The organism is Dyadobacter sp. CY261, from assembly GCF_021440085.1.
Classification (GTDB): domain Bacteria; phylum Bacteroidota; class Bacteroidia; order Cytophagales; family Spirosomataceae; genus Dyadobacter.
The window spans coordinates 43,273-57,554 of sequence record NZ_JAKCPW010000014.1; the positions used below are offsets into that span (position 1 = coordinate 43,273).

At 48.4% G+C, this 14,282-nt stretch carries 11 protein-coding genes; 8 read left to right on the forward strand and 3 right to left on the reverse strand.

Going from position 1 to position 14,282, the window contains the following annotated elements:
• Positions 1-6: 6 nt before the first annotated feature.
• The gene (locus LZD49_RS29060; RefSeq protein WP_234671445.1) at positions 7-711 is read left to right on the forward strand and encodes a glutamine amidotransferase-related protein; all 705 of its coding nucleotides are present in this window, start codon (positions 7-9) and stop codon (positions 709-711) included.
• A gap of 52 nt (positions 712-763) precedes the next feature.
• Complete coding sequence (locus tag LZD49_RS29065; RefSeq protein WP_234671446.1) at positions 764-1,282, forward strand: phosphoribosyltransferase family protein; 519 nt, start codon at positions 764-766, stop codon at positions 1,280-1,282.
• Between the two features lie 85 nt (positions 1,283-1,367).
• On the opposite strand, the gene LZD49_RS29070 is transcribed toward LZD49_RS29065, so the two are convergent.
• The 3 genes from LZD49_RS29070 to LZD49_RS29080 all read right to left on the reverse strand — a co-directional run bounded on the left by LZD49_RS29070 (position 1,368) and on the right by LZD49_RS29080 (position 7,227).
• The gene (locus LZD49_RS29070; RefSeq protein WP_234671447.1) at positions 1,368-3,575 is read right to left on the reverse strand and encodes an alpha-galactosidase; all 2,208 of its coding nucleotides are present in this window, start codon (positions 3,573-3,575) and stop codon (positions 1,368-1,370) included.
• Between the two features lie 98 nt (positions 3,576-3,673).
• A complete protein-coding gene (locus LZD49_RS29075) occupies positions 3,674-5,620 on the reverse strand; it encodes a KUP/HAK/KT family potassium transporter (protein WP_234671448.1) in 1,947 nt (648 codons plus the stop codon).
• Between the two features lie 299 nt (positions 5,621-5,919).
• The gene (locus LZD49_RS29080; RefSeq protein ID WP_234671568.1) at positions 5,920-7,227 is read right to left on the reverse strand and encodes an Nramp family divalent metal transporter; all 1,308 of its coding nucleotides are present in this window, start codon (positions 7,225-7,227) and stop codon (positions 5,920-5,922) included.
• 196 nt (positions 7,228-7,423) lie between these two features.
• On the opposite strand from LZD49_RS29080, the gene LZD49_RS29085 reads away from it, so the two are divergent.
• From LZD49_RS29085 to LZD49_RS29110, 6 genes are all read left to right on the forward strand, one after another.
• On the forward strand, positions 7,424-8,086 hold the full coding sequence (locus LZD49_RS29085; RefSeq protein ID WP_234671449.1) for a metal-dependent transcriptional regulator: 663 nt from the start codon (positions 7,424-7,426) through the stop codon (positions 8,084-8,086).
• A gap of 14 nt (positions 8,087-8,100) precedes the next feature.
• Positions 8,101-9,183 (forward strand): LptF/LptG family permease, encoded by a 1,083-nt coding sequence (locus tag LZD49_RS29090; RefSeq protein ID WP_234671450.1) that lies wholly within the window; start codon positions 8,101-8,103, stop codon positions 9,181-9,183.
• A gap of 2 nt (positions 9,184-9,185) precedes the next feature.
• A complete protein-coding gene (locus LZD49_RS29095; protein ID WP_234671451.1) occupies positions 9,186-10,109 on the forward strand; it encodes a DMT family transporter in 924 nt (307 codons plus the stop codon).
• Positions 10,110-10,194: 85 nt separating this feature from the next.
• Positions 10,195-11,145, forward strand: coding sequence for a glycosyltransferase family 2 protein (locus tag LZD49_RS29100; RefSeq protein ID WP_234671452.1), 951 nt, complete (start codon positions 10,195-10,197; stop codon positions 11,143-11,145).
• Positions 11,138-12,574 carry a DUF6056 family protein gene (locus LZD49_RS29105; protein WP_234671453.1) on the forward strand — a complete coding sequence of 479 codons (1,437 nt, stop codon included), beginning with the start codon at positions 11,138-11,140 and terminating at the stop codon, positions 12,572-12,574. The genes LZD49_RS29100 and LZD49_RS29105 overlap by 8 nt, the downstream gene beginning before the upstream one ends.
• A complete protein-coding gene (locus tag LZD49_RS29110) occupies positions 12,558-14,255 on the forward strand; it encodes a hypothetical protein (protein WP_234671455.1) in 1,698 nt (565 codons plus the stop codon). Before LZD49_RS29105 ends, LZD49_RS29110 begins: the two co-directional genes overlap by 17 nt.
• The last annotated feature ends 27 nt before the right edge of the window (positions 14,256-14,282 follow it).

The window sequence follows — 14,282 nt, forward strand, 5'->3', positions numbered from 1 at the left end:
GATAAGATGACAAAAGTCGGTTTACTGGAATGTGACCATGTGCGGGAAGAACTGGTGCCAATCGCAGGCGACTACCGCGAAATGTTTCCTGCCTTATTCTCACAAGTAGCGCTGGATTGGGAGTTTACGTTTTACGATGTCTGTAATGGACATTTCCCCGCGTCCGTGAATGAATGTGATGTGTATTTATGCACAGGCTCGAAGTTTTCGGTGTATGATGATGTGCCATGGATAGGGAGGTTAAAGTCATTTGTGAAGGATATTTACGATTCGGGGAAAAAGTATATCGGCGTTTGCTTCGGGCATCAGATGCTGGCGGAGGCGTTGGGTGGGAAGGTACAGAAGTCGGCGGTGGGGTGGTGCGTAGGTGTGCATAACTTCCAGATATTGATCCATGAAGAATGGATGACGCCAGCGCGCGCATCATTTAATTTGCTGATGATGTGCCAGGATCAGGTGGTGGAATTGCCGCCTGCCAGCACGCTTCTGGCCGAAACGCAGGACTGTCCGATTGGCATGTTTCGTGTGGGCGAGCATATGGTGGGCATTCAGGCGCATCCCGAGTTTCCGAAACCTTACGAACAGGCATTGATGGAAATCCGAACGGAACGCATTGGTCAGGCGAAGGTGGACATGGGTATCGTGAGCCTGGAATTACCATTGCATGAATTGACTTTTGCGAATTGGTTAAAGAATTTCGTGGCATTATGAAGTGGTTTGCTATTTTTACCACAACTAAGTTGTTAACCTACCAATACCCGCAATGACCGAGAACAGCACGGTGTCCCAGCGTCAGATTTTAAGTGCCCATCAGACGGGCCAGAAAATTCGCCGGATCGCTTTTGAAATATTTGAGCAGAATTTTGAAGAAAAAGGCATCATCATCGCCGGTATCGCTGGTGAGGGCTATGCATTTGCTAAAAGGCTCACAGCCGAACTGACGGAAATTTCCCCGCTCGATGTACAACTGATTGAACTGCGTTTCGACAAAAATATCCATCAGCAAAGCCCAATACTGTTCGACCACGAGCTGAATGTAGAAAACCAGGTTGTGATTGTCGCGGATGATGTGCTGAACACCGGCCGCACGCTCGCATTCGCATTGGAGCCGTTCCTGAAAGTCCGGATGAAAAAGGTACAAGTTGCTGTGATCGTCGATCGCAGCCACCATAAATTTCCCATCCATGCCGATTATGTAGGCTATTCATTGAGTACTACGCTTACCGAGCATGTGAAGGTGGTTTTGAGCCGCGCGGAAGAAGAGGGAGTTTATTTGAAATAAGTTAAATGCCGGGAAGGCACGAATTTACACAAAGCGCATTCGTGTAAATTCGTGCCTTCCTGGCATTTCTATTTTATAGCGAAACTTATTTCACTTCCAAAATCTCCAAAATCACACTAGCCCTTCTCGCATTCACAACCGGATTAAAACCAGCCGTCATCAGAAAATCCCCCGAATAAACCTGGTCTTCCTTAATGGGCGTTTTGGTGTCGGGATAGAGGTTCAGCTCTTTCACCTTATACTTTTTCCCGGCATCCAAACCCTGCAAACGGATGGCAAGGTCCGACCCTGCACCATTGCGGTTACTTACGAGATAAGAAAAGGCGATCGCGCGGTCTCTATTTTTAGTTGCAAAAAGCAACGACGCAAAGTCGTTTTTCTTCGGATCTACGAGACGGTACAAATCGCCGTGCCATACCACGTCCTTGATCGCATTGTAAGTCGCCACGGACTGTTGACTGAATTGCAAGTCTTTTTCATTCAAATGGCTTACCACGATGTCATAACCCAGCTTGCCCATCATGGCCACGTCGGTACGGAATTTGAGCGGTTGCTTGCCCCAGTCGGTCACGTGCGCACTTTGCGCGAGTGCAGGGAAGAAATATGAGTACTCCCATTGCATGAAAATGCGTTCGAGCGGGTCGGTGTTATCGCTGGGCCAGAACTCGGTGAAATATTTCAATGCCTCATAATCCACCCGGCCGCCGCCGCCCGAGCAGAGCATCATGGGTACTTTCGGGTATTTTGCACGTAACTTTTCGAGGACTTTGTAGAGACCTTTTACATAATCAACATAAAGCTGCGATTGCTTTTGCTTGGTTTTTTCGAGGTAAGCAGAATGTGCATTGAAAGTAATAGCATTACAATCCCATTTGATGTAAGCGATGTCCGGATTTTCGGTGAAAAGCTTGTCCAGAATGCCGTAAACAAAGTTTTGTACCTCCGGGTTGGATAAGTCCAGTGGAAGCTGGTTGCGCATGTAATGCTCTGGACGCTGCGGCTGGCGAATCACCCAGTCGGGGTGCTTTTCGTACAATTCGCTTTTAGGGTTTACCATTTCCGGTTCCACCCAGATACCGAATTTGATACCTGCGTTTTTGGCCTCTTTTACAAGGTAACCAATGCCGTGCGGAAGCTTTTTGACGTTTTCCTGCCAATCGCCCAGACCTGCCCGGTCGTCGTTGCGGGGGTATTTGTTGGCAAACCAGCCGTCGTCAAGCAGGAAAAGATCGACACCCAGCTTTTTGCCGTCTTTGAAAAGTCCGGCCAGTTTTTCCTCGTTAAAATCGAAATAAGTCGCCTCCCAGTTGTTCAGCAACGTCAGGCGTGAGCCTTCACCATCGAGAATGCGGTATTTGCGGGCCCAGTTGTGCAGGTTGCGGCTCGCTTCGCCTTTCCCGTTGTCGGAGAATGTGTAAATGAATGAAGGCGTTTTGAATTCCTTGCCCGTCGCTAGCGGGTATTCTGACGCGTAATTGTTGATCCCGGCAATGAGGCGCAGGTTGTGGTAGGAATCCAGTTCGAAATCCATCCGGAAATTACCCGACCATGCGAGCGTTCCGAGTAGCACTTTGCCTTCGGTTTCGGTAGCAGGTTTGTCAAATGAAAGCTGGAAACTTGGTGGCTGGAATAGGTTCGCACGCGTGCCCAGCTTGGAATCCAATACACGGACACCGGCAGTTAACAGTTCTTCTTCCGGAGTCATTTCACGTGCCCAGGTGCCATTGTAATGGGTCAAGTAGAACTCCTTGCCGGGGAAATAGAGGTTCGCCGAGGCATATTTGTTCAAAGTAATCTCGCCCTTTTCCGCACTTTTTATCACATTCCACTGCTCCACCACATTTTCGCGTGAATAGGTTTTGTAAAACAATGTAACCTCAATGGCGTACACCGGGTCTTTGAGCTGAATGCGCGTGACGGATACATTGTCGTTCTCACGCGTCGTCTGATGGTTGACGTAAACCAGATCGGTCGACTTGTTGCCGTCCGCATGTGTAATTTGCAAAGCAGGTTCCGAAACGCTCCACGAGCCTGAGGGCGTGTGAGCGGAGTTGTAAATGCCCGCATTGCCGTCGCGTTGGCGGCTTTGAGCGGTTACCAGGTCGTACTCGGCCGTCTGATTCAATTTTTTTCCAAAGTAAAGGATCGATAGGTGCTTATCCTGATCGGTTTGCAGCACCAGGGCATTCTGTGCGGTTTCGATGGGAATAGTCACCTTGTTCTGGGCCGTCGAGTCGAAAGTGTGCATGCATAGCAGCAACACGGGAATGGCGATGCGCCGGAGGAAATTCATTGGAGTCTTTAAAAGATAATGGTTTGACATAAAAAAGGACCGATACCGGCAATGTTACTTGGCAATATCGATCCTTTCAAAGGGTTTAAAATCTGAAATCAGGAGAACACTCTCCTCAGTTTGATGTTTTCCGCGGGGCGGATGATCAGCGGCACTTTCTCGATTTTGACCGAACTGCTATCCAGTCCGAACCACTTGTCTTCGGGTGTCGTGAAATCCTTCACAAAGAAATATGTCTTCATCACAAGCTGTTCGAACAAGGGGAGGTCGTTTTCAAATGAAAGGAACCTTTCTAATACTACAAACCGGAAGTCGCCCGTAATGTTCTGTTTACTGAGCGATTCGTATCGGCTGGTAATGTCGACCTCCTTGTTCAAAACCATATCTTCCACCACTTTCCTGAAGAACATATTGATCCGCTGATCGACACGGAACCCGAGCCGGAAGTTAATTTTGATCACATTGTCATGGTTATCTTCATCGGACAACACCTTATATTCCATGGTATAGGGATCATCCATAATATCGACGTGGATAAACCAGTACACATCAGCGCGTTTTGGCCGCTTCTGGAATATGGAGTAGATCACCTTCGTTTCAATCTCGGTCGCCCGTGAGGCGTTGGTCATGAAAACGAGGTGAGTGGTATATTTCGGAATGCTGATATCACGGCTCAGTTCGTGCAATGCAGGGAGGTATTTTTCCAGCTTCGTGTATTCAGTAAGCCGGAGTTTAATGTAGAACGCTTTCAGCCACACCGCCATCAGCCCTGCTACGAGCGTGCCAACCATGATCGTGAACCATCCGCCGTGAGTGAATTTCAACAGGTTAGCACCCAGGAACATACCTTCAATGCACAGGTACAGCAGCATGAACGCAATCACGATCCAGAGATTTACCCGTTTGATATACAAATAATAAGAGAAGAGAATTGTCGTCATGATCATCGTCAGCGTAATGGCGAGCCCATAAGCCGCTTCCATATTGGACGACTTCTGAAAAAACAGCACCACGCCGCAGCAGCCCAGCCACAAGAGCCAGTTGATACTCGGTACATAAAGCTGGCCTTTCTGATCGCTGGGATAAATGAGGCGGACTTTCGGCCAGAAATTCAATCGTATTGCTTCTGAAATCAATGTAAATGAACCGGTAATGACTGCCTGGCTGGCGATAATGGCAGCCAAGGTTGCGATCACAACACCTGGCAGCAGCCACCATTCCGGCATGATTTCGTAGAATGGCTTACGGGCATCAAGGAGGTTGCCCATTTCGGTCAATAGCCATGCTCCTTGGCCGAAGTAATTCAGTATGAGGCATATTTTGACAAATATCCAGCTTATTCTGATATTTTCCCGGCCGCAATGCCCGAGGTCGGAATACAATGCTTCGGCTCCGGTGGTACACAGGAACACGGCGCCGAGCATCCAGAAACCGCCGGGGTGTTTCGTTAGCAGGTCATAACCGTATATAGGATTGAGTGCTTTCAGGATTGCGGGATGGTCTTTGATCTGGTTCAAACCCAGCAGGCCGAGCATTACAAACCACGTTACCATGAGCGGCCCGAATGCACGTCCAACCACCTTAGTGCCAAATGCCTGGATGACAAAGATCATGGTCAAGATCGCGATGACGATCGGAACTGTCTGAATATTAGGGTATAATAGCTGTAAACCCTCCACAGCCGAAGACACGGAAATGGGCGGTGTAATGACCCCATCGGCTAGCAGCGTACTTCCCCCGATCACCGCCGGTACCGTAAGCCACTTCGCATGCTTGCGTACAAGCGCGTACAGTGCGAAAATCCCCCCCTCTCCGCGGTTGTCGGCCCGGAGGATCAGGATTACGTATTTGATGGTGGTTTGGAGAGTGAGCGTCCAGAAAATACACGAAATCGCACCATAGACGATTTCCTCGGTGATGGGCTCATTCATGATAATGGCCTGCATTACATAGAGCGGCGACGTCCCGATATCGCCGTATATAATGCCGAACGCCACCAGTAACCCGGCAGCCGTCACCTTGTCAACTTTGTGTTTTGATTCCATCCACCTTTTTTGAAAAAACGGCGAAAGTTAGGAAACCATAGAGAAAAAGGTTCCCGGGTGGTGTATTAAATTTTCAGTTTGACGATCGGCTATGACATGTTTTTTGTCGGACTGATAACTTGCCGATCTAAACTAAACACGGCAGCGCGGTTTGATAAACCAGTTGTCAAGTCAGACTTAGGTACGATTACTGATGGTAAGCTTCCGCAAATGATGGCGTTTGGTGGGGGGATGATAGCTGGTGTCAGTGGTGGAGTGCTTAATCTTGAAGCGCAACAAGTTTGCCTATATGGGAAATGTCAAACAAATGTTTCCCATAACAAAAACCCATTTAACCCAATAATAATGGCTGCAATTGTCCAGCTTAGCACTACTACTGGCTTCGAATTGGCGAAGCGGCCCATGAGTTTGCTGTTGGAGGTGAAAAACACAAGTGGTACCACGGCAAAACTCAGTTGCAGGGAAAGGATTACCTGGCTAAGCACAAGCAGTTCGGCGGTGCCGCGTTCTCCGTAGAGATAGGACACGATCAATGCAGGGATGATGGCAATGCCGCGGGTGAGCAGACGGCGTACCCAGGGTTTCAGACGAATGTTGAGAAAGCCTTCCATGACGATCTGACCCGCTAGGGTGCCGGTAAGCGTAGAGCTCTGACCGGATGCGAGCAATGCCAGCGCGAAGAATATGCCCGCGAGGCTTACACCCAGAACGGGATCAAGAAGATGATAGGCATCAGTGATGTCGGCGATTTCGTAATGGCCGTTGGCGTGGAATGCGGAGGCGGCCAGGATGAGGATAGAGGCGTTGATAAAAAATGCTAGCGCCAGCGAAACGGTGGAGTCGATGGTAGCGAACTTAATGGCGGAGCGCTTGCCTGGCTCGTCCCTCTTGAAGTTACGCGTTTGCACAATGCTGGAATGCAGGTACAAATTATGCGGCATGACGGTGGCACCGAGGATACCGATGGCGATATAAAGCATTGCGGAGTCGGTCACGATCTCTTTTTTAGGAACGAGGCCTCCCATGATGCCCGCCAATGAAGGTTGCGAGACGATCATTTCATACAGGAAACTCAGCAAGATGATGCCCATCAATCCCGCTACGATGCTTTCAATAATGCGGAATCCCTTTTGCTGGAAATACAGCACAATTAGCACATCGAAAGCGGTAAACAGCACGCCTATGGGCAATGGCAGGCCGAAAAGTAAGTTCAAGGCAATGGCTGAGCCAATTACTTCGGCGAGGTCGGTGGCGGCGATGGCGATTTCAGAAAGTATCCAAAGTACAAATGACACGGGCCGCGAATAATAGTCGCGGCATGCCTGGGCGAGGTCGCGGCCTGTTGCGATGCCTAGTTTCAACGACAGATGCTGTAAAAGCATCGCAAAAAGATTTGATATAAGAATGACCGAAAGTAATGTGTAACCGAAGCGCGAGCCACCCTCGATGTCGGTAGCCCAGTTGCCCGGATCGATGTAGCCGACGGCCACCATGAGCCCCGGACCAGTGAATGCAGCCATTTTTTTCCAGAAACCGGCTCCTTCCGGCACGGAAATAGAGGAGTGAACTTCGGACAATGACCGGAGCTGGTCACCGCCATCAGGCATTTTCTCTTGCAAGGATTTATCTAGTTTTATATCGTCAATCATTCCATTAGTCTCCGAAATAAACAATTAAGTTCTCTGAAAACAAAGATAAGGAAATTCTTAATATATTTTTAGGCTAGTCTAAATTTTTTATTTTACAATTAGGAAATCGTACTTTTGCCGGATACTTAGGATTGGTAACCGGGGCTAACTTGCAATGCAGAACTCCTTCACAGAAGAAAATTATTTAAAAATCATTCATGCGCTCTCGGGACGTGACGGGCTAGAGGTGAGCACGAATGCGCTGGCGGAGAGTACATCCACGCGTGCAGCGTCGGTGACAGACATGCTGCGGAAGCTCGCGGACAAGGGATTGATCCATTATAAGAAGTACCAGGGCGTCACGCTAACAGAGAGCGGAGAGAGGGTGGCGATTAAGGTAATCCGCAAGCACCGCCTCTGGGAGGTGTTTTTGGTTGAGAAATTGGGTTTTGGCTGGGATGAGGTGCATGACATTGCCGAAGAGCTGGAACATATACCATCGGAAGTGCTGGTTGAAAAGCTGGACGCTTTCCTGGGGCATCCGAAGTTCGATCCGCACGGTGATCCCATTCCTGATGCGAAGGGAAACCTGACCGAACCTGATTATCTGATACTAACGGACGTCCAGGTTAGTGAAAAAGTGTTAATGATGGGGGTGCTGGACCATGCGCCTTCTTTCCTGCAACACCTTGATCGATCGGGAATTACGCTTGGAGCGGTGATTGAAGTAAAGGAAATTAATGAATACGACAAGTCGGCGTCCGTACAGATTAACGGTGGACCGACGTTGTTTATCAGTCTCGAAGTGTCCAAAAACCTGCTGGTACAGCGCCGATGAGACCATAACCAGCCATGAACTTCAAAATCCTCGATCGTTATCTGATCAAAAACTTCCTGATTACCTATGTTTTCGTGGCGTTCGTCATCGTACTGATTATCTGTATGATCGACTACACCGAAAAAGTGGATGATTTTCTCGACAAAAAAGCGCCGCTCAAAGAGATAATCATCGATTATTATCTCAATCTGATCCCTTACTGGATCAATTACATCAGCCCTTTGATGGTGTTCATTGCTACGGTGTTTTTTACCTCGCGTATTGCGGCGCGCACGGAGATCATCGCAATGCTGAGCAGTGGGATCAGTTTTACACGGATGCTGATGCCCTATATGGCCGGCGCGATCGTATTGGGCATTCTGACATTCATACAGGTAGGGTGGATTCTGCCCAAGGCCAATAAAATCCGTAACGGTTTTGAAAAAACTTATGTAAAAAGCGAATTTTATTTCAGCGGGCATAATGTGCACATCACCATCGCGCCCGACGTGTACGCATACCTGGAAAGTTACAATACCACGACGCAGACCGGGAACAAGTTTACGATGGAGACGATCAAGGGTACGAAATTGCTCCAAAAGTTTTACGCCGAAAGAATCGTCTGGCAGCCTAAAAAGAAGAAATGGACCCTGCAGAATTACCAGGTCAGGACGCTCGACAGCCTCGGTGAGCGGCTAAGCAGGGGAACGGAAATCGACACAACCATCAACCTTTCGCCCAAAGACTTCGAAAGCGACTATAACCTTTTCGAAACCTTCACATTACCGGAGCTGAATGCTTACATCGACTTGCTGAAAAGCCGTGGCGCCGATGGTTTGGAAGTCTATCTGATTGAAAAATATACCCGTTTTACCCAGCCGTTCGCGATCCTGATCCTGACGGCCATCGGGGTGATCGTTTCGGCCCGAAAAAGCCGTCGCGGGGTGGGTTGGCAGATCGCGCTCGGGTTTATGCTCGCTTTCATTTATATCCTGTTTTTTCTATTGTCCAAAGGCGTCGCAGAGGCGGGGACAATCAATACGCTTTTTGCGGTTTGGCTGCCAAATATCGTCTTTGCCGGGATTGGGGTATTACTTTATAAAACATTGCCCCGGTAATTATGCTGTCGTCATCGTCCGTCCGCTCTTACCTGCACCTGCATTTCCTGGTAATGATCTGGGGTTTTACGGCGATTGTAGGATTAATGGTCGCTATTTCGCCGGTTGCGTTGGTGTTATACCGAACTTTTTTTGCTGCGATTGGGCTCGGTGCGGTAATTTTGCTTCAAAGAAAGAGTTTCGCTGCAAACCGCCGCGATCTGGTCAAAATGGTGGCGGTGGGCTTCGTGTTGTCGGCGCATTGGATGCTGTTTTTTGCTTCGGCAAGGGTTTCTACGGCATCGGTTTGCCTGGCAGGAATGGCTACGACCTCGCTCTGGACAAGTCTTTTAGAGCCATTGGTAAACAAAAGAAAGGTTCGGCCACTGGAGGTTGGGCTGGGTATTCTCGCGTTCGCAGGGTTGTATGTGGTTTTTAAATTTGAATTTGATCATGCATTGGGTCTTATGCTAGCATTAGCCTCTGCGGCGCTTGCCGCAACATTTACAGTGGCCAATAGCAGGCTCGTGCAACGGATCGATGCTTATGTGATCACTTTTTTCGAAATGGTGGGGGCGACACTATTCTCGCTCGTTTTTCTGGGTATTTCCGAATCCCGGAATTGGAACGGCGGTGCACCATTCGTCCCGGCATCGGGCGACTGGATTTGGATTCTGTTCCTCGCATTCATTTGTACTGTTTACGCGAGCACCATGGCAACGCAGCTGATGAAGCAGTTTTCAGCGTACCTTATTAACCTGACTATCAATCTGGAACCGGTTTATGGCATTGCGTTGGCGTTTTTTATATTCGGAGAGAAAGAGCGCATGACACAGGAATTCTATATGGGTACGCTACTGATTTTGCTGGCCGTGTTACTATACCCGCTGCTCACAAGTACCATACTGAAAAAGAATAACCGTAAGATAATTGAGGCCGGTAAATAGGTCTTTATCGGCCGGCCGGCGATATGAAAAGGAGCATATTAACTTATTACTGCTATTTTTGTCGATACAACCAACAGGGTGACATATGAATCCAGCTCGTTTACTTTTAGTTATACCATGCTACAATGAGGAAGCGATCTTGTTTCGGACGTATGCTAAATTAAACACCTACTACAACGGCATCAAAGAGCAGGGCCTCATTGCGGAGGACAGTCGCATCTGCTTTGTGAACGATGGGAGCCGGGATAAGACCTGGACGATCATTGAGGGCCTTTGCAGCCAGGACAGTCAAGTAATAGGAGTGGGGCTTTCCCGGAATTTCGGTCATCAGAGCGCGATCATGGCAGGTTTAGAAAAGCATGTCGATGATTTCGACTGCTTTATCACCATCGACGCCGACCTGCAAGATGATATCAATGCCATCACAGCCATGATCGAAAAGCACCGCGAGGGGGCAATGGTCGTGTACGGTGTCCGCAGCGACCGGCGCTCAGATACCTGGTTTAAGCGATTTACAGCCGAAGGGTTTTATGTATTAATGCAAAAAATGGGTGTTCCGGTGGTATTCAACCACGCCGACTTCCGTTTGATGGACCAGCGTGTGCTCAAAGAGCTGGGCAACTTTCGCGAAATCAACATGTTCCTTCGGGGCATTGTGCCACTCATTGGTTTCAAAAATGAAAAGGTATTTTACAGTCGTCTCGAACGTGAAGCGGGTGAAACGAAATACCCATTGAGCAAAATGTTGCTCTTTGCCTGGAATGGCATTACCTCTTTTTCGACATTTCCTATGCGGCTGGTGCTGTATTTCGGTTTTGCCAATTTTTTTATCGCGATGCTCATCGTAACCTATATCCTTTTTTCCTTCCTGATCGGTCACACCGTGGCGGGCTGGACGTCGACCATGTTACCGCTCACATTTTTCAGCGGTTTCAACATGATGGCACTTGGCCTGATCGGTGAATACATCGGTAAGATTTATGAAGAAGTGAAAGGCCGTCCCCGCTATATCATAGAAAAAATTGTAAATGAATAAATTTTATAGAAAATACCGGGTTGTTGGCAATTGGATCAATATTCTCCTGATGCTGACCGTACTGGTGCCATTGCTGGCGCTTTCGTACTTCAACCACCCGTCGCCAGCGGATGATTTCTGCTATATTTTTACTGTCTTCAAAATAGGCTGGTTTGAGGCCATGAAGCTGTATTATACAGAATGGACCGGTCGCTATTTCGGCATCTTTCTAAATCATACGAGCCCATTGCTTTTCCACTCCATCATTGGTTTTAAAATATTGCCGGTCATCTTACTTTCTGGGATGGTGTTTGCATTGTACAGCTTGTTTCGGCATCTCACGCCTACATTGTCAAGACTGGCGCATGTGGGCTTCGCGGGCATTGTTTTCTTTTTATACATTCTTAAAATGATGAGCATTTCGGAGGCATTCTACTGGATGGCTGCTTTCGTGACTTATACGGTTCCGAATATCCTCACATTGCTCTGGATCGTGCTTGTGCTACGCTGGTACCGGCAGGATACCCAGCCTGCTAAACTGTTCGTGGGGGCGCTTTCGGGCTTTTTGATATTCGCGGTGATCGGTAGCAGTGAAACCAACTTGCTTGTAATGGTGCTGTTGGTAGGGGCGTGGCTGGCGTACAGGGTAATTTTTCACAGGAAAGTCGATGCGTTTATGGTTGCGATGCTGATCGTCACCGGCGCTTCCTGTTACTTCTATTTTGCCTCTCCCGGAAATGCAGCCCGAATTGGCGGAAACCCGTTGGGTGGCAACGTCCCGTTTTCAGTGATTTCTTCATTTAAAAAGCTCGCTTACCTCGGTTACGACTGGGTTTTCAGAACGCCGCTGGTGTTATTTACGCTGGCATGGCTGTTTGTTCTGTCACGTTTGTCGGAAGGTGCCCGTAATTACTTTTCAATCCCCGTTTGGTATGCCATGCTGCTGTTTATTGGGGTATTGTCAGCGCAATTGTTCCCTTCCTATTATGGTGTTGGAATAGAGCCTACGCCGCGTGTGATCAACTGCGTCTACTTCTTCTTCCTGATTGGCTGGTTTTATATCATCGGCGTCATTTTCCATTACATCCGAAAAAGAAAAGTAACCGGATTTTACTTCACCACACCTCGCTATGGCATCGTATACGTGCTGCTGCTGGCGTCGGTGGGACTGGCGTTTTTTCGGAGCAGCAATGTAAAAATGATCTACTCTGATTTGCTGAAAGGCAAAGCAGCTGCATTCGACAAGGAGATGTATCAGCGTTACGCATTGATTAAGAATTCGCAGGAGGACATTCTGTACCTGCCGCCCGTCCGCTCAAAACCGATGTCTATTTTCCTAGACGACGACATCAAAACTGACCGAAACCACTGGTGGAACAAGTGTACAGCAGGCTATTTTGGCAAGGAAGCCATTTACATGAAAGATACCGAAGGTGAACAACAGCAATAAAAAGCCGCTCCTCTTTCTGGTCCTGGTGTTGCCCGTCGTGGTTTGGATTGCTGTGATCCTCTACTATTCGGTGAACCTGCCCTGGTACGACGATTTCGATCCGTTTCCCGATTTCCTGCACAAATGGATCACCAGTGACTCATTACCTGAACGTCTGACACTCCTATTTCAGCCCAATAATGAGCACCGGATGGTGATTGGCAAATTGGCTACATTGGGTTACTACTGGGTTACGGGGCATCTCAATTTTACATTCCTGCACGTTGGCGCGGCGCTTTTTACATTAGGTACGCTGGTGATCTTTTGGCGCGCGTTCAAACGCTCGAATCTCAATGCATGGTATTTTCTACCAGTCCCGTTTTTGCTTTTTCAGCTTCAATACCACCTGATTTTTCTTTGGGCGATATGCGGCTGGCAACATCAGCCGGTGGTCTTCTTCGTGGTGCTATCCATGTTTTTGCTCTCGGGAAGGCGTTTCACAGGCGCATTGGTTGCCGGTGTTTGTGCGACGTACGCCATGAGCAGTGGGATATTTGTCTGGCCTGCCGGTGTAGCAGTGCTATTATTGAGGTCTCAGTATAAGCAACTGGTTGCATGGATTTTGGTAGGTGCAGTCGCGGTAGGATTGTATTTCCACGGCCTTTCGGCGCAGGGTAACGAGTCAAGTTTAGCTTTTTTTACCAAATATCCGCATTTATCTGTGCTCGGCTTCTTTGCTTTTCTGGGAGGACTGTTCGACTTCTTTCCGGAGAAAAGCATTATTGTACGCTCTGCGTTACCGGTAGTGATGGCTTTCACTGCCATGATCTGGATCACGATCTGGCTGTGGCGACAGCTAGTGCCCTGGTTTAACAGGACATTCGGCGGATACAAAAGGCCTGCCGGGTCAGTTGATGCCGGAAGCATGAACAATCTCGAAGCTTTCCTGTTGGGCATCCTGAGTTTTTTGCTTGTCGAAGCATTGGTGATCGGATTGCTGCGGCCGCGTTTCGGCTTTTTTGTGATGATTGTGAGTAATTACAAAATTTACCCAGCCTTATTTCTGGTCGTTACTTATTTGACTTTCATTGTTTCAACCCAAAATGAAAATCTGCGGAAGCGCGCATTGCAATTAGCCGCGTTGGGGGGGCTTGTCATCTGGGGTGTTTCTATTTACTCGTATTTACCGGTCATTTCCGAACGCCGCAAATATTACATGGTGAACGGCTACAACCAGGAACACAATGGTTTCGGACTGGGACACGTGCCTTACTCGGAAGGCGCGCGATACGTGGATAATGTGATGAAATACCTGGTTAAAACAGGTGTTTACAGTTATCCAAGAGAAGGAAATGAGCTCGGCCGCCAGGTTCATGCGCTTACGACCGCATTCCCGGTGGAGCGGCAAGTGACTGTCGTACATCGCGAAAAGGGCATTTACATCAACGATCCGGAAGGAACGATTTCGCCTGTACGCACGAATGGTGAATATGCATTCGTACGCGATGCCCGGCGTTTGTATTTCTTTAAAATGGAGCCGCACAAGTACACTAGCCGCAATTTCTTCAAACAATACGATAAAGGTTTTGATATTGAAATACCACATTCATCGCTGTTGCCCGGCACATACGACCTTGGGATATTGAATGTGGAGGGAGCCGGTTTGAAAGGGGGCATTCTTGGAAAAGTGACAATACCTTAAATAACAGAATGTTTCGATAATGCACCG